The sequence below is a fragment of the Streptosporangium sp. NPDC049248 genome, from assembly GCF_040678965.1.
GTDB classification, from domain to species: Bacteria; Actinomycetota; Actinomycetes; order Streptosporangiales; family Streptosporangiaceae; genus Streptosporangium; species Streptosporangium fukuiense.
Window position 1 is genome coordinate 550,554 of the sequence record NZ_JBFAQY010000001.1, and the last position, 20,450, is coordinate 571,003.

Here is a 20,450-nt window from a genome sequence, read left to right on the forward strand (position 1 = left end):
AAGTGCTCGACTCGCCCTTCACTGATCTCGACCGTCCGCCGCTCTCCCAGGCGGCGCTCACCCGCGCGCTGGTCCGCCCCGGCGGCCTCTGGTCCGACATCGCCGTCGTCGCCAGGACCGGATCGACCAACGCCGACCTCGCGCAGGCCGTCCGCGACGGCGCGCGGCAGGGAGCCGTCGTCGTCGCGGAGGCTCAGTTCGCCGGGCGCGGCAGGCTCGGCAGGGCCTGGAGCGTCCCGCCGCGCTCCGGCCTGACCTTCTCGGTGCTCCTGCGCCCGGACCCGCCCCCGACCAGGCAGAGCTGGCTGTCCCTGCTCGTCGCCCTCGCGGTCGCGTCGGCCGTGCGGAAGGTCGCCGAGGTCGACGTCCGGCTCAAGTGGCCCAACGACCTGCTGATCGGCGGGCGCAAGGTCGCCGGAGTGCTCGCCGAGCGGGTCGACAACGCGGTGATCGTGGGCGTCGGGCTCAACGTGAGCGTGCGCGCCGAGGAACTGCCGGTGGAGACCGCCACCTCCCTGGCCATCGAGAAGGCCGCCTGCGTCGACCGCGACCCGATCCTGCGGGCGGCGCTGCGGGAGATCGAGCTCCACTACCGGGAGTGGTCGGAGGCGGACGGCGACGCCGAGGCGTGCGGCCTGCGGGCCGCCTATCTCGCGATCAGCGCCACGGTCGGCCAGGAGGTCCGGGTGGAGCTGCCGGGCGAGCGGGTGCTCACCGGCACGGCCACCGGCGTCGACGGCGCCGGCCACCTGCTTGTCAGCTCCAAGGGGCAGGAGCACGCGCTCAGCGTGGGAGACGTCGTGCATGTTCGTCCGCACGGCTCATGACGTGGAGCACGAAGGCGTGTCACGATTTGCCCCATGGGTCTACCCGATCACCACATGACGGAGGGGGAGCGGCGCATCCGGTCGTTCCACCCGCACTGGAAGCGCCTCATCGGCCCGTTCCTCGCGTTGATTCTGATCATCGCGGGGTCCGGTGCCGCCATTTTCTTCATGCCCGCCTTCGAATACGACTCCTACGCGCGCATCGCGGTGGCCGTGGTCGCCGTCGGCCTGCTGACCGTGTGGTCGTTCGTGCCGTACCTGAGGTGGAAGAACACCTCGTACGTGCTCACCTCGCACCGGTTCACCATCAGTACTGGGGTGCTGAACAAATCCATAGACGACATCCCGATGGCCAAGGTCAACACGGTCAGCGCCGACCAGACCCTGATGGAGAGGGTCCTCGGCTGCGGCACGCTCGTCGTCGAGTCGGCGGGCGACCACGGCCGGATCACGCTGCGGGACATCCCGCGGATCCAGGACGTGCGGGCCGAGGTGTTCCGCGCGCTCGACGACGCGATCGACGGGGAGCCATCGGAACACGGCGGGCGGTGACCGGCGGTGGGGCGTAACCTTCTGGGCCGGGGTGAAGGCGCGGGTGAAGAGGGGGAGGTCTTCACCGGCCGTCCCACGGCCGAGCAGATCGAGCACCTGTTCGTCGGCACCTCTCCCAGCTACACCCGGATCCAGGTGGCCAGCCTCGCCGAGCTTCCACAGGAGCTCACCGAGCGGATCTGGCGCGCGCTGGGGTTCGCCACGCTCCCCGACGACGAGGTGGCCTTCACCGACGCGGACGTGACGGTGCTCAAGCGGGTCCGGATGATGATGGAGAGCGGCCTGCTGGACGACCGGGCCGTCATCCGGATGGCCAGGGCACTCGGTCAGACCACGGCCAGGCTCGCGCAGTGGCAGGCCGAGATCATGATCGGCGCCATGCTCGACCCCGGCCGGCGTCCCACCGACGAGGACCTGGCGGGGATCATGGAGACCTCGCGCCGGCTGCTCCCCGACTTCGAGCAGGTCCTGATCCACGTCTGGCGGGCCCAGCTCGCCGCCGCGGGGACCCGCCTGCTGACGATCACCGACATCACCGACGAGATCGTGCCGACCCGGCTGACCCTCGCGGTGGGCTTCGCCGACCTGGTGGCCTTCACCCGGGTCGCCCGCGAGCTGGACGAGCGGGGCCTGGCCGAGCTGGTCGAGGGCTTCGAGGCACGGGCCTCCGACGTGGTCGCCGAGCACGGGGGGCGGCTGGTCAAGACACTCGGCGACGAGGTGCTCTTCACGGCGGTCGACCCGCGGACCGTGGCCATGATCGCCCTGGATCTGGTCGGCGTCATCCAGCGGTACGGGCTCGACGTGCGGATCGGGCTGGCGTACGGTCCGGTGCTGCCGATCATGGGCGACGTCTTCGGGACCACGGTCAACCTGGCCGCCAGGCTCACGGCCATCGCCCGCCCCGGCACCGTCGTCGTCGACAGCGAGCTGGCCGAGGCGCTGGAGGGCGCGCCGGGCGTCGAGGTCGGCCGTATCCGGCGGCGGCCCGCCCGAGGTCTGGGGGTGGTGCAGCCGTACGTGTTGCGCCGGGCTGGTAATGATTGAGGCGGGCCTTTCCAAGGCCGTTCGACCAGTAAGCGAGCCCGTACGGCTCGATGAGTTTCACGACAGATGAGGTGCAGGACATGCCGTACACCGTCCAAGGCGTGGTCGCGCGTGGCAAGGGCGAGCCCGTCTCGCTGGAGACCGTTATCGTGCCTGATCCGGGGCCGGGCGAGGCCGTGGTGACGGTACAGGCCTGTGGTGTCTGTCACACGGACCTGCACTACCGCGAGGGCGGCATCAACGACGAATTCCCGTTCCTGCTCGGCCACGAGGCCGCCGGAGTGGTCGAGGCCGTCGGCGAGGGGGTCACGGAGGTGGCACCCGGTGACTTCGTGATCCTGAACTGGCGGGCCGTCTGCGGCAACTGCCGGGCGTGCCTGCGCGGCCGTCCCTGGTACTGCTTCAACACGCACAACGCCACCCAGAAGATGACCCTGGAGGACGGCACGCCGCTCAGCCCCGCCCTGGGCATCGGCGCCTTCATCGAGAAGACCCTGGTCGCGGCCGGGCAGTGCACCAAGGTCGACGCGTCCGCGCCGGCGCAGGTGGCCGGGCTGCTCGGCTGCGGCGTGATGGCGGGCCTGGGCGCGGCGATCAACACCGGCGGGGTGACCCGCGGCGACAGCGTGGCGGTCATCGGGTGCGGCGGCGTCGGCGACGCGGCCATCCTCGGCGCCAGGCTGGCGGGCGCCTCGAAGATCATCGCGGTGGACGTGGACGACCGCAAGCTGGAGTGGGCCAAGGAGTTCGGCGCCACCCACACGGTCAACTCCGGCGCCTCGGACATGGTCGAGGCGGTCAGGGAGCTCACCGGCGGCAACGGTGCCGACGTGGTCATCGAGGCGGTCGGCCGTCCGGAGACCTACAAGCAGGCGTTCTACGCCCGTGACCTGGCCGGGACCGTGGTCCTGGTCGGGGTGCCGACCCCGGAGATGAAGCTGGAGCTGCCGCTGCTCGACGTCTTCGGCCGCGGTGGCGCGCTGAAGTCCTCCTGGTACGGCGACTGCCTGCCCAGCCGTGACTTCCCCATGCTCATCGACCTCTACCTGCAGGGGCGGCTCGACCTCGACCGCTTCGTCTCCGAGACGATCGGCCTCGGCGACGTCGAGGACGCCTTCGCGAAGATGCACCGCGGCGAGGTCCTGCGTTCGGTGGTGGTCCTGTGATCGACAAGGTGGTCACCTCCGGCACCTTCTCGCTGGACGGCGGGACGTGGGAGGTCGACAACAACGTCTGGATCGTCGGTTCGGCCGATGAGGTGGTCGTCATCGACGCCGCGCACGACGCCGCCGCGATCGCCGAGCGGGTCGGTGACCGCGAGGTGAGGGCCATCGTCTGCACCCACGCGCACAACGACCACATCGACGCGGCGGCCGACCTCGCCACGCGGGTGGGCGCGCCGATCCTGCTCCACCCGGCCGACCAGGTGCTGTGGGAGATGGTCTACGCCGACCTGCCGTACACCCCGCTGAAGGACGGTCAGGTGATCTCGGCCGGAGGCGTGGACCTGACCGTGCTGCACACACCGGGTCACGCTCCGGGCGCGGTCTGCCTGTACGGGGCGGAGATCGGCGCGCTCTTCAGCGGCGACACCCTGTTCCGCGGCGGTCCCGGCGCGACCGGGAGGTCCTTCTCCTCCTTCGACACGATCATCGAGTCGATCAAGGGGAAGCTGCTGACCCTGCCGCCGGAGACGGCCGTGTACACCGGCCATGGCGACTCCACCTCGATCGGCGAGGAGGCCGGGCATCTGGAGGAGTGGCTGGCCAGGGGACACTGACCGGCGAGTCCGCCGCGAACGCGCCCCGGCCCGCGCCGGGGCGCGTTCGCATGTCCGGTGTCGTGCGTGATGGGGGAGATCATGGCTGTGTGTCGTATCTCACGTAGGCAAGCCTAACCAAATGAGTTACTTTAGGTGTGCCTAACCTATGGTACTCTCCTGAGAGGTCGCACCCCCGTGTATGTATGCGTCTGCCGCGCGGTCACCGAGAATGAGGTGCACGACTGCATCTCGGCAGGGGCGAAGAGCGCTCGCCAGATTCGCGACGCTACGGGTGCCGGTGGCGACTGCGCTTCTTGCGTGCGCAAGATCTGTGCGATCCTGAAGCGGTCTGAGGATCTGATTCCGACCGCATAGCACGAGGAGCCCGCCATGCAGGGCGACAAGAAAATCATCGAGCTGCTCAACGAGCAGTTGACCGCGGAGCTGACCGCGATCAACCAGTACTTCCTGCATGCCAAGATGCAGGAGAACTGGGGATACACCAAGCTCGCGAAATACACTCGCGAAGAGTCCATGGACGAGATGCGGCATGCGGAGAAGCTCACCGACCGCATCCTCTTCCTTGAAGGACTGCCCAACTACCAGAAGCTGGGCATCCTGCATATCGGCCAGACCGTCGCGGAGCAGCTCCGCGCCGACCTGGACGTCGAGCTTGAGGTGGTCGGCCGTCTGAGGCCCGCCATCGCCCTGATGCGTGAGAAGGGCGACATCACCTCGGCCCGCATCTTCGAGGAGATCCTTGAGGACGAGGAGCACCACATCGACTATCTGGAGACCGAACTGGGGCTGATGGACAGTCTCGGGGAGCAGCTCTACCTCGCCCGCTACGCCGAGCCGCCGTCGCCGTCTTGAGGTGAATTGACTAGAACACGCCCGCCGGATCCCCTCTGGTAGGGCGTGTTCTGCTTTGCCGGTCAATCCTTTGGTACGCCTGTGCTTTCGAGGGACTTCCAAGGTGGGAGACCTACTCCGAAAGCCTCGGCCGTTGCGGGATGACTATCCGGGATTTATCAGTGTTTGCCCAGGTCAATGGATAGGTCAACGACGAGTCAAACCGCGCGCTGTACCCGGGAAACGATCCTCTAAGGTCCTACGATCGCAACATGACCTGTGTACTACTCGCCGAGGATGACACCTCGATTTCCGAGCCACTGGCGCGAGCTCTGCGCCGCGAGGGTTATCAAGTAGAGGTGAGCCCTGACGGCCCGCAGGCTCTGGAGCGGGCTCTGTCGGGTGGCATCGACCTGATCGTTCTCGACCTCGGGCTGCCCGAGATGGACGGCCTGGAGGTGGCCAGGCGCATCCGCGCCGAAGGCCATGGAACTCCGGTGTTGATCCTCACCGCCCGCGTCGACGAGGTCGACACCGTGGTGGGCCTCGACGCCGGGGCCGACGACTACGTCACCAAGCCGTTCCGCCTCGCCGAGCTGCTGGCGCGCGTCCGTGCCCTGCTGCGGCGCGGCACGTCCGAGACGCCCGTGGTCCAGGGCGTGCGCATCGACGCCGACTCCCGTCGGGCGTGGATGGGCGACAAGGAGCTGCATCTGACCACCAAGGAGTTCGACCTGCTGAGGGTCCTGGTCCGCGACGCCGGAAAGGTGGTCACCCGCGAGCAGATCATGCGCGAGGTGTGGGACACCAACTGGTGGGGCTCGACCAAGACCCTGGACATGCACATCTCGTGGCTACGCCGGAAACTCGGTGACGACGCCGCCAAGCCCCGGTACATCACAACCGTTCGAGGGGTCGGCTTCAGGTTCGAGCGCGAGTAGGAAATGCGCCGACGCCTGCTCTCCTCAACCCTCCTCGTTGCGGTCATCGGGGTGTTGCTGCTTGGCATACCCCTCGCCGTGGCGGTCAACAGGCTCATCGAGGAGGAGGCGACCCAGCAGCTCGCCTCCCATGCCAAGAGCCTGCTGGGGGAGGTCGAGTACGCCCGGATCCAGGATCAGCCCATCGACGAGCAGCAGCTGGAGCGTAAGTATTCCCAGCTTTACATTCAGATCTATGCAAAAGGCACGCCTCCCCAGGTGATAACGGTGGGCACCGAGCCTCCCGAGAGTCAGAAGATGACCGCGGACGCACAGTCGGAGAACGGCGTGTACGTCGCGGTCAGCCGGGACAAGACGGGGGTGGAGCGTGAGGTCCGCGCATGGCTCTTCCTCATCCTGGGGCTCGCTGCGGCTGCCCTCGCGGTCGCGGTCGGGCTTGCCATCGTGCAGTCGCGCCGCCTGACGTTACCGCTCAGCGACCTTGCGATGATCGCTGAGCGGCTCGGCTCCGGTGACGCGAGGCCGAGCAAGCACCGCTACGGCATCCAGGAACTCGATCGGGTGGCCGAGGTGCTCGACCGTAGCGCGACCCGCATCTCCGATCTCCTGGCCAGGGAGCGGGAGTTCGCGACCGACGCCTCCCACCAGCTCCGCACCCCGCTCACCGGCCTGACCATGAGGCTTGAGGAGATCGTCGCCGCCGCGGACGAACCGGGAATCGTCAAGGAGGAGGGCGAGGCCGCCATCGTGCAGGCCGAACGGCTCACCGCGGTCATCGACGAGTTGCTGGCCACCGCCAGGCGACAGCGTCAGGCGCAGGCCGAGAGCGTCAAACTCGATGCGCTGCTCGACCAGCAGTTCATCGAGTGGGGCCCGGCGTTCCGCAGGGCCGGGCGGCAGCTGAGGCTGGCGGGCACACGTGGGCTCCAGGCACTGGGCACCGGCGGCGGCATCAGTCAGGTGATCTCCACCCTGCTGGAGAACTCGCTGGAGCACGGCGGTGGCACGGTGACCGTGACCACCAGTGCCAAGGACAAATCCATCGTGATCGAGGTGGCGGACCAGGGCAGGGGCATACCCGAAGACCTCGCCCCGAGGATCTTCGAGCGGAACGTGAGCGGGGCCGGCGGTACAGGTCTCGGCCTGCCCCTGGCGAGGGCGCTGGCCGCCGCCGACGGGGGGCGCCTGGAGCTGGTGCGGCCGCGTCCCGCGGCGTTCGCCTTCTTCCTGCGCGAGGTGGGCGACACGGGCAGGAACCGGGTCGTCCGGGGACCCGCCTGAGCGGGCCCTAGCGGGGCAGGGTCGGCGGCGAGTTCTCCTCCGAGCTCTTGTTCAGCAGGTACACGTGGCCGTTGACCTGGCTCTTCGACACCGCCGGCGGACTGGCGTCGACACCGGGCAGGAAGACCCACTTCTTGTACGACCAGAACCTGAAGAGGGTCCCGAGGGCGGTGCCGGTGAGCATGGCGATGTTGTAGCTCAGCGGATCCTGCAGGCCCAGGGTGTAGGTCACGAAGCCGATCACCAGCAGCGAGATCAGCAGGCCGATGGCGTTGAGTATGAAGAACAGGGTGTACTCGCGGGCCAGGCCACTCTGCTCCCGGTGCCTGAAGGTCCAGTAGCGGTTGCCGAGATAGGCGAAGGTGGCCGCGACGATCGTGGCGATGACCTTGGAGGTGAGCGGCCCCCAGCCGATGCCGAACCGGAGCAGGTTGGTGCCGCCCGTGTCGATCACGAAGGCGACCGCACCGATCGTGCCGAACTTGGCCAGTTCTCGCGCCAGTTCGGCGAGCCGCCGGTAGGCCTGTCGGAGAAACTCCACGTTTCCTGCACGGTCCTTTCGGGGTCGGCCACTGATCCGCCACGTTGGAGGACCTCGAACACTGTCGAGCCAGGTTACCGGTGCTCGGCCACGCTCCGCGCGGCATCGCTCCACCGGAGCACATAGTCGTCATCAAGCGCTATTTCAATAAATATCGCATAACGCCGGTTAAATCGGCTCATCCGACGTTACGCTAATCCGGTAGATCACGGAATGCCGCTGGAGAACCGTGATCGGTCCTGACGGACTGCCGTACGCGACGGCCACTACCCCGGGGATCAACCCTTGCGCCGCCGACTCCTCGCTCTGATTCTTGGTCTGTCGATGATGACCGGTTGCGGCGCGAAGAGAGACGCTCAAGGCGCCGCCCCCGAGGCCGACCCGTCGCGCGAGACGTCCGCCGGGGTGGAGCTCGCGGAGGCGATCCAGGCCTTCACGCTGCTGAGAAGGCTTGACGACGCCTGGCGTGACCGGGACTGCGCGGCCGTCGGCAGGCTCACCACCTGGGCGGAGCATGCGCTGGGCGGTCGTGCCTGTGAGGCGACCCGGAACGGCCGCCCAGCCCCCGCCAGGAAGTCCTACACCGAGGCGGAGTTCTACCTGCCCGGCACCGCCGGCACCGACCGCTGGTTCGTCGCCCTGGCCCGCGAGCCCGACCCGGCCTACTTCCTGTTCGTCCATGAGGGGGGCGAGTGGCGGCTCGGCGCGGGCCCCATCCCGATACGGGGCGAGGTCCGCGAGCCGACCGAGGGGGCGGTGCCCACCGACGATCCCGCCATGGGGGTCAGGGCCCGTCTCGTCCCGCAGCGCTATCTGACCTACCTGACCGACCCCGCGGGGGTGAGCGGGGTGACCTTCCCCAAGGACGACCCGGTACGCGGCCTCTTCGACGAGTTGGTCAGGCGCCCGCAGAAGGTACGGCCCGACCGGCTCACCGCGGACGTCCGCCTGCTCGTCGGCCCGCAGCGCGCACTGCGACTGCCCGACGGCGGCGCGCTGGTCATCCACGCTCTGGAGATCGAATACCGGCAGCGGTCCCGTTCCGGCCGATCCTCCCTGGCCCACCCGATCTACGGCAAGGCCGACCTGCGTGGCTTCACCGGCCGTGCCAGGGCGGCCGAGCTGACCGGGACCGAGATCGCGCTCGTCGCCACCGAGATCGCCGGTACGGGTGCCAGGCTCACCACGGCCGGCCTCCGCCGCGGCCTCGCCACCCTCACGGCGAGCTGAGAGCCGCGGACGGACCCCACGACGGGGGCCCTGCCGGGGCCCCTGGCGGGCGAGCCGCCTTCACGACGGCCTGTCGCCGCACCGGGAGCGGTTGCCGGGATCGGCCGAGAGCCTCCCACCGGCCGCTCCCGGTCCCTGCCCCCGTGCCGTGTGCCGGTAAACTTAACCCCCGTGAGCAGCCCTTCCTTGGCCAGTCCCATCGGACCCGTCGTCGGCGTGATCGGAGCGGGCCAGCTGGCCCGGATGACCCAGCAGGCGGCCATCGCCCTGGGCGTCGAGCTTCGGGTCCTGGCCAACTCGTCAGACGAGAGCGCCGCCCGCGTGATCGCCGACGTACGCCTGGGCGACTACCGGTCCCTGGCGGACCTGCGCGATTTCGTCAAGGGGTGCGACGCGGTCACCTTCGACCACGAGCACGTGCCCACCGAGCACATCCGTGCCCTGGTCGAGGACGGCTTCGTCGTGCATCCCGGCGCCGACGCGCTCGTACACGCCCAGGACAAGGCGGTGATGCGCGAGCGGCTGACCGGGATCGGCGCCCCGTGCCCGCCGTGGCGGCGGGTCGAGACGGCCGCCGACATCGAGGAGTTCGCCGCGGAGAACGGCTGGCCGGTCGTGCTCAAGGCGATCAGGGGCGGTTACGACGGGCGTGGCGTCTGGATCTGCCGCTCCGCGGATGACGCGGCCGAGCCCCTGGCCTCCGGGGTGCCGCTGATGGCCGAGGGGTTCGTGCCGTTCGAGCGGGAGCTCGCCGTGCTGGTCGCCCGGTCGCCGCACGGCCAGGGCGTCAGCTACCCGGTGGTGGAGACCGTCCAGCGTGACGGCATCTGCGTCGAGGTCCTGGCCCCCGCACCCGGCCTCGATCCCGAGCAGGCCGCGGTGGCCCAGCGGATCGCCCTGAACATCGCCAAGGAACTGGGCGTGACCGGGCTGCTGGCCGTGGAGATGTTCGCCACCTCCTCGGGCCTGGTGGTCAACGAGCTGGCCATGCGCCCGCACAACAGCGGCCACTGGACGATCGAGGGGGCCCGCACCTCCCAGTACGAGCAGCATCTGCGCGCGGTCCTCGACCTCCCGCTCGGCTCACCCGCGCCGGCCGCCCCCGTCGTGGTGATGGCCAACCTCCTGGGCGGTGACGACTCCGACATCTTCTCCCGGTACGAGCACGTGATGGCCCATGACCCGGGGATCAAGATTCACTTCTACGGCAAGGAGGTGCGGCCGGGGCGCAAGATCGGCCATGTCACCGCGCTCGGCACCGACCTGGAAGAGGTCCGCGCGCGCGCCCGGCACGCCGCCGTCTACCTCACCGAGGGAAGATACACCTGAGCCGGCAGGCCGGGCTGTTCCTCAAGGACACCTCGTCGTCGGCCGCCGCGCCGGGATCATCGCCGGAAGGCCCCGGGCCCGCGAGGGCTTCGAGGCCGCCCAAGGCTCTGGCAGCACAGAAAGCCGCCGCCCCGGGGCGGAGCACGGCACCATCGCGAACGCGCGGCCGGTCGGCCGCGAGGCATAGGGAGAGAACATGACCACCGTCGGCATCGTCATGGGCAGCGACTCCGACTGGCCGGTGATGAGGCTCGCCGCCGAGGCGCTGGCCGAGTTCGGGGTGGAGTTCGAGGCCGACGTGGTCTCCGCGCACCGGATGCCCGAGGAGATGATCGCCTACGGCGCGCAGGCGGCCGGGCGCGGGCTGAAGGTGATCATCGCGGGTGCCGGGGGAGCCGCGCACCTGCCGGGCATGCTCGCCTCGGTGACCCCGCTGCCGGTGATCGGCGTGCCGGTCCCGCTGAAATACCTCGACGGCATGGACTCCCTGCTCTCGATAGTCCAGATGCCCGCCGGTGTCCCGGTCGCGACGGTCGCCATCGGCGGCGCCCGCAACGCCGGCCTGCTGGCCGTCCGGATCCTCGCCGCCGCCGACGAGGAACTGCGGGCGAAGATGGAGGCGTTCCAGCTCGCTCTGGCTGAGCAGGCCCACGCCAAGGGCGCCAGGCTCCGCGCCGAGGTCGCCCAGCTCGGCGCCTGATATCGCCATCTTTGCCCGATAGCTTGGTGGTATCGGGGATATACGAGGACTCGTAGGGAAGGGGGGAATCGACAGAGACTTTGGAGGTTGAGAATCATGAGGAACGCGATCCGCGCCCTCCTCGGGATCACGACGGCCATACTGGCGGTGTTCGGAAGCCTGGGCGCCGGCGAGAGCCACCGGCCCGCCGGCTCTGACGTAAGCTCCGTATCCGCGCATTAGCCATGAGTCCGTTCGACGCCTCTGTCATTGCGGGCGTCAAAGGCGGCCCGGGTACTGTATTTGTGGAGGGCACGTCACAGACCATCCCCAGGGCATGACGAGACGTGCGAGCCTTACGGAGCGATCCGCCCGTACGGGCGATCGGCGGCCTCAGAGCGAAGGGGATGACGACATGGAAGCGGACCTGAGCAACGCCGTCTGGCGCAGGGCGGCTCCGGGCGACGACGTCGGCGGGGACTGCGTCGAGGTGGCCGTGGTGGACGGTCTCGACGAGGGGCACAAGGCCGGTGCCGGTCCCCTGTACGTGTTGCGCGACTCCAAGAACCCCGACGGGCCGAAGTTGTTCTTCACCCAGTCGGAGTGGGACGCCTTCGTCGGTGGCGTGAAGCTCGGCGAGTTCGACAACTGACGGAGCCAGGCTCGAAGACCCCCGTCCGAGACGGGGGTCTTTCCGTTCGGTGGTCCATCGCCTTCCCGAGGCGGTCGGTGCCTGCATGGAGGCCCGTCCGGCCTTTCTGGTCTGTGCGGCCTGGCCCTGCTCCTTTCCCAGCCTTGAAGGAGGAGCCCCGACCTGTCCCTCCCGGAACCCGGACTCCCTGCCCCGGCCTGGGTGAACATTCGACCAGCCGAGCCGGTGGGATCGGCCATGCGCGTGAGATCGGCCGGGCGTTGTTGAAAATACAATATTCCCCAAAAGCATTCTTATACTAAATTAGGAGTGTTTTTGTGAGTTTGTGTGGATATGGCGTATATGGTGATTGTTGGGGGATTAGCAGGATTGGCATGAGGAGGGGTTATGAACTTCAACATGATCTTTCCTGGAGGGGATCGGCCCGAATGCTGCGGCTGGAGGCGCCGCCGCTGGCACCGCCGCTGGCGCAGGCGTTACTGGGACTGGTGGTGGTGGTGAGGCTCCCGAGCGGTCAACGCGCGTTCGAACGGGTTCCCGGCACGTGCCGGGAACCCGTTGTCGTGTTCGGAGGCGGTTCACGTCGTCCGCCCATCCTGAAGATCCTCCGCCGTTCCGGCTTCACACTCGTCCACCTGCGGCATCGAATGCCGGGATGTGGGGAGCTCGTCCCGCATGGTGCTCCGGCCGGCCGTCGGGATGTCGCCACGGCCCGCTCCGCGTATCGCGGAGCGGGGGCCGTGACGGAAGAGGCGACGGGTACGTCAGGGGCGGCCGAGGGCGCGGTAGTGCCAGCCTGCGGCTCGCCAGGTTTCGGCGTCGAGAGCGTTGCGGCCGTCGACGATCTTGCGGGAGGCCACCACGGAGCCCAGCTCCTCGGGATCCATGGTGATGAACTCCTGCCACTCGGTCAGCAGCAGCACCACATGGGCGTCCCTGGCCGCCTCCAGGGCGGAGGTGCCGTAGGAGAGCCGGGGATGGGCCCGGCGGGCGTTCTCCTGGGCGACGGGGTCGTAGACGGTGACCTGGCCGCCCTGCTCACTGATCTTGACGGCGACGTCCAGGGCCGGGGAGTCGCGGATGTCGTCGGAGTTGGGTTTGAACGCGGCGCCGAGCACGGCGACGGTGCAGTTGCGGAAGGAGCCCCCGGCCAGCTCGCGGGCCAGGTCGACCATGCGGGCCCGGCGGCGCATGTTGATCGCGTCCACCTCGCGCAGGAAGGTCAGCGCCTGGTCGGCACCGAGCTCCCCGGCGCGGGCCATGAAAGCGCGGATGTCCTTGGGCAGGCAGCCGCCGCCGAAGCCCAGCCCGGGGTTGAGGAACTTGCCGCCGATGCGGTCGTCGAAGGAGAGCGCCAGGGAGAGTTGCTTGACGTCGGCGTGCGCGGCCTCGCAGACCTCGGCCATCGCGTTGATGAAGGAGATCTTCGTGGCGAGGAAGGCGTTGGCGGCCACCTTGACCAGCTCGGCCGTGGGGTAGTCGGTGATCACCATCGGGGTGCCCATCTCCAGCATGGAGGCGTACACCTCCCGCATGACCTTCTCCGCCCGGTCGGAGGCGACGCCGAGCACGATCCGGTCGGGGTGCAGGGTGTCCTTCACCGCGAAGCCCTCGCGGAGGAACTCGGGGTTCCACGCCAGCTCGGCGCCCGCGCCGATGGGGGCCAGCCGTGCCAGCTTGTCGGCCAGGCGCTGGGCGGTGCCGACCGGGACCGTGGACTTGCCGACGACCAGGCACTCGCGCGTCAGGTGAGGGGCCAGCGACTCGATCGCGGCGTCCAGGTAGGACACGTCCGCCGCGTACTCTCCCGGCTTCTGGGGGGTGCCCAGGCACAGGAAGTGCACGTCTCCGAAGGCCGCGGCCTCCTCGTACGAGGTGGTGAAGCGCAGTCGCCCGTTGGCCAGGTTGCGCCGCAGCACCTCTTGCAGGCCTGGTTCGTAGATGGGCAGGTCACCGGCCTGTAGGCGGCCGATCTTCTCCGCGTCCACGTCGAGGCTGAGGACTTCGAAGCCCAGCTCGGCCATGCAGGCGGACGTCGTCGCACCGAGGTATCCGGTTCCCACCATGGTCAGGCGGTAGGCCACTGGTGCTCCTTTCGGTTCTGCCCGATTATTTGCCGCCAGAGTATCGGCATCTGGCACTTCCACTTTGCCACCTGCATAAACGCGGGAGGGCATACCACATGAGGTGGAGCGCTCCAGTGTTTGTTGGACGTCCTACTATTTCCCTATGAGCTACCCTCTCTACGCACTGCCCGAGGAGCACCAGATGCTCCGCGAGACGGTCCGCGCCCTCGCCGACGAGAAGATCGCCCCTCATGCCGCGGAGGTCGACGAGGCCGGGGAGTTCCCCTCGGACGCCTACAAGGCGCTCGTCGCGGCGGACCTGCACGCCGTGCACGTTCCCGAGGAGTACGGCGGCGCCGGTGCCGACGCGCTCGCGACGGTCATCGTCATCGAGGAGGTGGCGCGGGCCTGCGCCTCGTCCTCGCTGATCCCCGCCGTCAACAAGCTCGGGACCGTCCCGTTGCTGCTGTCGGCCTCCGAGGAGCTCAAGCAGCAGTATCTTCCGCCGGTCGCGCGGGGTGACGGGATGTTCTCGTACGCCCTGTCGGAGGCGGAGGCGGGCAGCGACGCCGCCGCCATGAAGACCCGCGCGGTCGCGGACGGCGACCACTACGTGCTCAACGGCGCCAAGATGTGGATCACCAACGCCGGCGTGTCGGAGTACTACACGGTGATGGCCGTCACCGAGCCGGGCGTCGGAGCCAGGGGCATCTCCGCGTTCGTCGTGGAGAAGGCCGACGAGGGCGTCAGTTTCGGGGCCAAGGAGCGCAAGCTCGGCATCAAGGGCTCTCCGACCCGCCAGGTCATCCTGGAGAACGTGCGGATTCCCGCCTGGAGGATGATCGGCGCCCCCGGCACCGGTTTCAAGACCGCCCTGGCCACCCTGGACCACACCCGCATCACCATCGCCGCCCAGGCGCTCGGCATCGCCCAGGGCGCGCTGGACTACGCGATCGGCTACATCAAGGAGCGCAAGCAGTTCGGCAAGGCCGTCGCCGACTTCCAGGGCGTCCAGTTCATGGTCGCCGACATGGCCATGAAGCTGGAGGCCGCCCGCCAGCTCACCTACGTCGCCGCTGCCAAGTCCGAGCGTGCCATGCACGGTGAGCCGCAGGCCGACCTCACCTTCATCTCCAGCGCGGCCAAGTGCGCCGCCTCCGACGCCGCCATGGAGATCACCACCGACGCCGTCCAGCTCCTCGGCGGGTACGGCTACACCAGCGACTACCCGGTCGAGCGCATGATGCGCGACGCCAAGATCACCCAGATCTACGAGGGCACCAACCAGATCCAGCGCATGGTGATGGCCCGCCAGCTGCTGAAGTAAGCCCTGAAGTGCACGAACCCCGCCTCCATCTCTTCGGGGGTGGGGTTCGCCGTCTCCTGGCTTCGACGCTGAACGATCACTGTTCCGGGAGAGACGGCGCGCGGCCGGAACACGCGCTCGTCGATGAAGAGCACCGGCGCGCCGGGAGTGCCCGGCCGGCACGGCGCTCCTGCGGCTGGTTTCAGGCATGATCCCGCCCATGACGGCGCCTCACCGGCGGCGCTGGTGGGGAAGTGTAAGGCGCACTAAGGTCATTTCGTGCTGCCTCTCGCGTCTGCAGATCCGGGTCAGATCAACGCCTTCCGGCTGAGCGGTGTACTCGGCCGAGGCGGGCAGGGGTCGGTGTATCTGGGGCAGGACGCCGCCGGGGCGAAGGTCGCGGTGAAGGTGCTGCACGCGCGGATGGAGGATGCGGAGACGCATCGGCGGTTCATCCGGGAAGCGGAGGCGGCGCGGCGGGTGGCGCCGTTCTGCACGGCTCGGGTGCTGGACGTCGGGGTCGCCGACGGCCGACCGTACATCGTGAGCGAGTTCGTCGCCGGGCCCTCGCTGGAGCGGCTGGTGAGAGGCGAGGGGGTGCGGTTCGGCAGCGGGCTGGAACGGCTGGCGGTGACCACCTTGACCGCGCTGGCCGCCATCCACCGGGCCGGGATCGTGCACCGGGACTTCAAACCGAGCAATGTGATCATGGGGGCCGAGGGGCCGGTCGTGATCGACTTCGGGATCGCCAGGGCGCTGGACCAGACCGCCACCAGCAGTGTGATGGGGACGCCCGCGTTCATGGCGCCCGAGCAGTTCGCGGGGGTGGTCGGGCCGGCGGCGGACCTGTTCAGCTGGGCCGGCACGATGGTGTTCGCGGCCACCGGGCAGCAGGCGTTCACGGGGGACACGATGCCCGCCCTGATGCACGCCATCCTGACCACCGAGCCAAATCTGTCCGGGGTGCCGGAGGGGTTGCGGCCGCTGCTCGCGCGCTGCCTGGCCAAGGACCCGGCGGCCCGGCCCGGCACCGAGGAGTTGCTGGGCCTGCTGACAAGGCAGGGGCCGGGGGCCGCGGCCGGATCGTGGCCCGCGCCGGACCGCCCGGCGCCCCCGCGGTCCGGGACGTTGCTGCTGCCCGGCCCGGGATCGCAGGCAACGGGGAGCCGGGCTCACTCCCATGCCCCGCAGCCGGTCGCCTCCGTGGTGGCGCTGGTCCTGATGACCCTGCTCGCACTGACCCTGTTCGCCCAGGGGCTGGACTTCCTCGCGGGGTGGGTCTTCGAGGGCCACAGGTACCTGCTGAGCCTGCCTGTGTGGATCATGGTCAGCATGGGCTGCCTGATCCCGGTGGTTCCCGCCTTCTGCGCGGCGGTGTGGCGGCACAGTGTGGCCTCGGCGATCAGCATGGCGCTCGTGATCCCGCTGGCACTGCTCTTCCTGTTCTGGGGGCTCGTCCTGGGCGCCGAGGACGACCTGCCCGAGGTGCTGGTCGCGATCGTCCCCGCCGTCCTGCTGGGCGTGGTGGTCGCGGCGGCCGCACTCCTGCTGTGGCGGCTGAACGCCTTCGTCGCGGTGCTCGGCGGGATCGGCGGCCTGCTGATGTCGGTGGAGACCGTCGGTCACTTCGTGGACCTGATGCCGGGGCCGACGGGGCGTACCTTCAAGGTCCTGATGATCGTGGTTCTCCTGCTCACCAGGTTCACGCTCGGTGCCTGGCTCATGCTGCTGGGCGGCATGCTCACGCTGCGGGCCGTACAGAGCAGAGGAACATCAGGTCGCGGGCACGGCTGAAGACCGTTTTCTGGCCCGTACGGCCTGCTCGCCCTCTCCTGGCCAACGCTCTGAGCTGCACGTTCTCCCCTCGGTACCCCTGGCTGTACCCCCGTTGGGGTGTACGCGGGAACGACCGGGAGGGCCCGCCCCTGGTGTGCTGATCACTGTCAGTCAAGCTCCGCCAAGGGGAAGATGAAATGGCAGTCAACAGCCGGCCGAGTGTCGGGCGATATCCGAGTCGGAACGGGTTCCGGGGTTTCATCCGTAGCCGTCCACTGATCAGTTTCTTCGTCCTGGCCAACCTGATGAGCTGGGTCGCCTGGGTCCCCTACATTCTCTCGGCGACCGGCCTGGGGGTGTGGGACTTCACGTTCCCCTCGCTGCTCGGCACCACGCAGTTCGCCGGCGTTCTCCCCGGCGCTTATCTCGGACCCATCCTCGCCGCGTTCATCGTGACCGCGGTCGCGGACGGCAGGGAAGGTGTCCGTCGCTGGGTCGGGCGGATGACGAAGTGGCGGGTCGGCCGGGTCTGGTACCTCGTGACCCTCGTCGGCGTTCCCGCCGTCATCATCGTCACCGGTCTCGCGGTGTCCGAGGGCGACATCCACCTGCCGCCTGTCGCCGTGCTGGCGGCCTACCTGCCGAGCCTGCTGATCCAGATGGTCACCACCGGTCTGGCGGAGGAGCCCGGCTGGCGTGACTTCGCGCTGCCCCGCATGCAGCGCAGGTTCGGCCCGCTGGGCGGCACCCTCGTCCTCGGCCCGCTGTGGGGCCTCTGGCACATGCCGCTGTTCCTGAGCGAGTGGGGCGGGTGGCCGGACGTCACCTGGATGAGGGTCGGTGAGTTCGTCGCCTTCTGCTGCGTCTTCAGCGTGATCGTCACCTGGGTGTTCAACCGGACCGGCCAGAGCCTGCCGCTGGTCATGCTGCTACACATCGGCGTCAACAACTTCATGTCGATCGGCTACGCGGACATGTTCCCGTCGATCGCCACCGCCGAGCAGGCGTCCCAGGTCACCCTGCTGGCGGGCACCACGGCGGCGATCGTGGTGCTCGCCGCGACCCGTGGCCGCCTCGGCTACCGTCCGACCGAGGAAACCGAGGAACCCGTACCGGAGGTCGCCCGTCAGAGCTGAACGACATGTCGCAGTGCGTCGGCGCCCCGGCCGGGTCCGGCCGCTTCCGCCGGCTGCCGGGGGCCGGGGCCGTCGTCGGGTATAGGTAAAGCCATGATCTTCCTGAGGCGGACAGCCCACGTCGCCGTACTCACCCTCGTACTCACCCCGATCACCTCCGCCCTCGCCACCCCGCAGGCGGCGGCCGAACCGCGCGAGCGATCATCGGCAGAGGCCACGGCCCTCGCCCGGCGCATGCTGGCTCAGCTCAAGGTCGCCAGGCCCCTGTCCATCCGGGGCTACAGCCGCGAGCGGTTCCAGCCCCGATCGGCGCACCGCAAGGGCAGGTGCAGCACGCGGGAGCTGGTCCTGGCCCGCGACGGGCGGAACGTACGCCGCAACGCGGCCTGCCACCCGGTCAAGGGGCTCTGGTACAGCCCGTACGACGGCAAGTGGCTGAAGAGCGAGAAGTACGTGGACGTCGACCACGTGGTGCCGCTCGCCTATGCCTGGCGCTCGGGCGCCAAACGATGGAGCCAGGCCAAGCGGCGCGCCTTCGCCAACGACCTGATCCGCCCCGAACTGCTCACCGTCAGCCACTCCGCCAACATCGCCAAAGGCGGCAAAGGCCCGCAGGGCTGGCGCCCGCAACGCCGCGCCCACTGGTGCCGGTACGCGACCTCATGGATCACCGTGAAGCGCCACTACCGGCTCTTCGTGACCCGCAAGGAGAAGGTGGCCCTGCTCAACATGCTCCGCACCTGCCGAAGCTAGCGTTTGCCGGTGATCCTTGGACGGAACTCCGCCTGGAGCACGTCGTGAAGATGCCAGGGGAGTTCTGCCGGGAGTACATCCCGCACTCGACCGTGAACCCGCTCCCCGAGGCCGGTCACGCCATCTTCGGTTACTTGGTCCAGACGGCCTGGGCGCCACTGTGGCCGGCACGCACCACCTCGATGGTGCCTACGACGCCGCCGATCAGGGCGAGGGCCGCCAGGGCGACCACCGTTACGGCATGCCACCGCGATCGGGGGCCGGTGCGCTCCGTACGCGACCGCGCGCTGTGTCCCATGAGACGGGCCCTCAGGGAGATACCCAGGGTCGCGAGCCAGAGCACGATGACGAACGGCAGCACCTGCTCGCTCTGCTCCGCGTGGGCTTCGACGAGCGCGCTCTCTCCGACCTTCTCCTCAAGCGTCTCGCCGCTGCTGGTCGACAGCGGCACGGCGGCCAGTGCGATGGTGGCGACGAACAGCACCGCCGGCCACAACCGGCGTGCCGCGGCCGGCCAGAACGCCATCAGGATCGTGCCGAGCGCCGCGAGCGGCACGCACACCACGACGGCGTGGACGACCAGTGGATGCAGAGGTAGACCGAAGAACATGTTCGCTCCCTGTCTTGCCCGGCCCGAAGCACGGGTGATCGCGGCTGGGGAGAAGGCGGCGAGGCCGGGAGCAGTGACGGCGTGTACGCGTACGGCATCGCCCGGACAGTCCTGTGCCCCCTCGGGCAAGCCGGTCACGGCCCGCTCAGGGCAGCCGGTCCAGCGCCTGCTGGAAGGCGCGGGCGTGCCCGGCCTCGTCTTCGGCGTTGTTCGAGAAGAGCGCGGCCGCCTGGTTGTCGCCCGCCGCCTTGGCGCGTTTGGCGAAGGTCGGGTACATGGTCTGGGACTCGTACCGCTCGCCGGCGATGGCCTTGGTCAGGTTGGCGCGGGTCGTCCCGACAAACCCGGCCATGTCTGCCGTGTCGGCGAAGTGCTCGTGCAGTTCCACATCGGCGCTGCCCCGGAACAGCTTCGCCACGGCCGGGTTCTTGGAGTGCTCGGCGTACTGCTGGTACTTGGCGTACGCGAGTGCCTCACCGTGCATGGCCGTGTCCAGGTTGGTCTTGGTCTGCTGCGCGTGGACTTTCGGCGGACCCTGCGGGACCTGCACCGGCTTGGCCTTCGGCGGTGCGGGGACGTTTCCCTGGCCGGATTCGACGGCGCGCAGCGCGGTGCCGAACGCCCGCGCGTGCCCCCCTTCGTCACGGGAGATCTCGGAGAAGAGGGTGGCCGCCGTGCTTTCACCGTCGGCCCTGGCCTGCCGCGCGAACCCGGGATACAACTTCTGGGACTCGTACGTCTCACCGGCCATCGCGGTACGCAGGTTCGCGGCGTCGTCGCCCACCAGGCCGCTCAGGGCGGCCCCCTCCTTGAAATGCTCGCCCAGCTCCACATCGGCCGTGCGCTCGAACAGACGGGCCACCGACGGCAGCCCCTCCCGCTGGGCCTGCGCCGCGTAGAGCCGGTAGGAGGCGTTGGCGAACGCCTCACCCCGCATCGACTGCGCCAGGTCCGCGCGGGTTTGCGGGCTCGGTGCGTCCACCGTGCCGGCGGAGGTGCCCGCCGGTACGGCCGAGGCGGCGAGCGCGCCGCTTACGGGAGTGCTCAGTGCGATCGTGAACGCGCCGGTCATGAGCGCGCGTACCGGGAAGGGGATCATGCCTCGACCTC

21 protein-coding genes are annotated in these 20,450 nt (G+C 69.1%); 17 read left to right on the plus strand and 4 right to left on the minus strand.

The window, feature by feature from the left end; genetic code table 11:
• Positions 1–2 precede the first annotated feature (2 nt).
• The 9 genes from AB0K21_RS02570 to AB0K21_RS02610 all read left to right on the plus strand — a co-directional run bounded on the left by AB0K21_RS02570 (position 3) and on the right by AB0K21_RS02610 (position 7,262).
• Positions 3–827, plus strand: coding sequence for a biotin--[acetyl-CoA-carboxylase] ligase (locus AB0K21_RS02570; RefSeq protein WP_343981288.1), 825 nt, complete (start codon positions 3–5; stop codon positions 825–827).
• Between the two features lie 33 nt (positions 828–860).
• Positions 861–1,379 carry a PH domain-containing protein gene (locus tag AB0K21_RS02575; RefSeq protein ID WP_343981285.1) on the plus strand — a complete coding sequence of 173 codons (519 nt, stop codon included), beginning with the start codon at positions 861–863 and terminating at the stop codon, positions 1,377–1,379.
• A gap of 6 nt (positions 1,380–1,385) precedes the next feature.
• A complete protein-coding gene (locus tag AB0K21_RS02580; RefSeq protein ID WP_364147236.1) occupies positions 1,386–2,426 on the plus strand; it encodes an adenylate/guanylate cyclase domain-containing protein in 1,041 nt (346 codons plus the stop codon).
• Positions 2,427–2,506: 80 nt separating this feature from the next.
• Positions 2,507–3,592, plus strand: coding sequence for an S-(hydroxymethyl)mycothiol dehydrogenase (locus tag AB0K21_RS02585; protein WP_343981279.1), 1,086 nt, complete (start codon positions 2,507–2,509; stop codon positions 3,590–3,592).
• Positions 3,589–4,206 carry an MBL fold metallo-hydrolase gene (locus tag AB0K21_RS02590; RefSeq protein WP_343981276.1) on the plus strand — a complete coding sequence of 206 codons (618 nt, stop codon included), beginning with the start codon at positions 3,589–3,591 and terminating at the stop codon, positions 4,204–4,206. The genes AB0K21_RS02585 and AB0K21_RS02590 overlap by 4 nt, the downstream gene beginning before the upstream one ends.
• A gap of 177 nt (positions 4,207–4,383) precedes the next feature.
• The gene (locus tag AB0K21_RS02595; protein ID WP_084195179.1) at positions 4,384–4,563 is read left to right on the plus strand and encodes a bacterioferritin-associated ferredoxin; all 180 of its coding nucleotides are present in this window, start codon (positions 4,384–4,386) and stop codon (positions 4,561–4,563) included.
• A 15-nt stretch (positions 4,564–4,578) separates the two neighbouring features.
• Positions 4,579–5,061, plus strand: coding sequence for a bacterioferritin (gene bfr, locus AB0K21_RS02600; RefSeq protein ID WP_030907574.1), 483 nt, complete (start codon positions 4,579–4,581; stop codon positions 5,059–5,061).
• A 251-nt stretch (positions 5,062–5,312) separates the two neighbouring features.
• Positions 5,313–5,981, plus strand: coding sequence for a response regulator transcription factor (locus tag AB0K21_RS02605; RefSeq protein ID WP_012888073.1), 669 nt, complete (start codon positions 5,313–5,315; stop codon positions 5,979–5,981).
• A gap of 3 nt (positions 5,982–5,984) precedes the next feature.
• Complete coding sequence (locus AB0K21_RS02610; RefSeq protein WP_364147241.1) at positions 5,985–7,262, plus strand: ATP-binding protein; 1,278 nt, start codon at positions 5,985–5,987, stop codon at positions 7,260–7,262.
• A gap of 7 nt (positions 7,263–7,269) precedes the next feature.
• On the opposite strand, the gene AB0K21_RS02615 is transcribed toward AB0K21_RS02610, so the two are convergent.
• Positions 7,270–7,803 carry a GtrA family protein gene (locus tag AB0K21_RS02615; protein WP_364147244.1) on the minus strand — a complete coding sequence of 178 codons (534 nt, stop codon included), beginning with the start codon at positions 7,801–7,803 and terminating at the stop codon, positions 7,270–7,272.
• Positions 7,804–8,088: 285 nt separating this feature from the next.
• Between AB0K21_RS02615 and AB0K21_RS02620 the strand changes: the two genes are divergently transcribed.
• The 4 genes from AB0K21_RS02620 to AB0K21_RS02635 all read left to right on the plus strand — a co-directional run bounded on the left by AB0K21_RS02620 (position 8,089) and on the right by AB0K21_RS02635 (position 11,693).
• The gene (locus AB0K21_RS02620) at positions 8,089–9,033 is read left to right on the plus strand and encodes a hypothetical protein (RefSeq protein WP_343981262.1); all 945 of its coding nucleotides are present in this window, start codon (positions 8,089–8,091) and stop codon (positions 9,031–9,033) included.
• A 171-nt stretch (positions 9,034–9,204) separates the two neighbouring features.
• Entirely contained in the window at positions 9,205–10,362 is a 1,158-nt protein-coding gene (locus AB0K21_RS02625) for a 5-(carboxyamino)imidazole ribonucleotide synthase (RefSeq protein ID WP_343981259.1), read from the plus strand.
• A gap of 196 nt (positions 10,363–10,558) precedes the next feature.
• Complete coding sequence (gene purE, locus AB0K21_RS02630; protein WP_343981256.1) at positions 10,559–11,062, plus strand: 5-(carboxyamino)imidazole ribonucleotide mutase; 504 nt, start codon at positions 10,559–10,561, stop codon at positions 11,060–11,062.
• Between the two features lie 394 nt (positions 11,063–11,456).
• The gene (locus AB0K21_RS02635; RefSeq protein ID WP_343981253.1) at positions 11,457–11,693 is read left to right on the plus strand and encodes a DUF397 domain-containing protein; all 237 of its coding nucleotides are present in this window, start codon (positions 11,457–11,459) and stop codon (positions 11,691–11,693) included.
• 764 nt (positions 11,694–12,457) lie between these two features.
• On the opposite strand, the gene AB0K21_RS02640 is transcribed toward AB0K21_RS02635, so the two are convergent.
• Positions 12,458–13,759, minus strand: a complete 1,302-nt coding sequence (locus AB0K21_RS02640; RefSeq protein WP_343981327.1) for a UDP-glucose/GDP-mannose dehydrogenase family protein — start codon at positions 13,757–13,759, stop codon at positions 12,458–12,460.
• Between the two features lie 163 nt (positions 13,760–13,922).
• On the opposite strand from AB0K21_RS02640, the gene AB0K21_RS02645 reads away from it, so the two are divergent.
• The 4 genes from AB0K21_RS02645 to AB0K21_RS02660 all read left to right on the plus strand — a co-directional run bounded on the left by AB0K21_RS02645 (position 13,923) and on the right by AB0K21_RS02660 (position 18,730).
• On the plus strand, positions 13,923–15,086 hold the full coding sequence (locus tag AB0K21_RS02645; protein ID WP_364147250.1) for an acyl-CoA dehydrogenase family protein: 1,164 nt from the start codon (positions 13,923–13,925) through the stop codon (positions 15,084–15,086).
• 258 nt (positions 15,087–15,344) lie between these two features.
• Positions 15,345–16,859, plus strand: a complete 1,515-nt coding sequence (locus AB0K21_RS02650) for a serine/threonine-protein kinase (RefSeq protein ID WP_364147253.1) — start codon at positions 15,345–15,347, stop codon at positions 16,857–16,859.
• 179 nt (positions 16,860–17,038) lie between these two features.
• The gene (locus AB0K21_RS02655; RefSeq protein ID WP_364147256.1) at positions 17,039–17,977 is read left to right on the plus strand and encodes a CPBP family intramembrane glutamic endopeptidase; all 939 of its coding nucleotides are present in this window, start codon (positions 17,039–17,041) and stop codon (positions 17,975–17,977) included.
• Between the two features lie 93 nt (positions 17,978–18,070).
• Complete coding sequence (locus tag AB0K21_RS02660; RefSeq protein WP_364147259.1) at positions 18,071–18,730, plus strand: HNH endonuclease family protein; 660 nt, start codon at positions 18,071–18,073, stop codon at positions 18,728–18,730.
• A gap of 130 nt (positions 18,731–18,860) precedes the next feature.
• On the opposite strand, the gene AB0K21_RS02665 is transcribed toward AB0K21_RS02660, so the two are convergent.
• Entirely contained in the window at positions 18,861–19,340 is a 480-nt protein-coding gene (locus AB0K21_RS02665; protein ID WP_343981237.1) for a DUF2231 domain-containing protein, read from the minus strand.
• A 145-nt stretch (positions 19,341–19,485) separates the two neighbouring features.
• Complete coding sequence (locus AB0K21_RS02670) at positions 19,486–20,439, minus strand: rubrerythrin family protein (RefSeq protein WP_343981234.1); 954 nt, start codon at positions 20,437–20,439, stop codon at positions 19,486–19,488.
• Positions 20,440–20,450 lie beyond the last annotated feature (11 nt).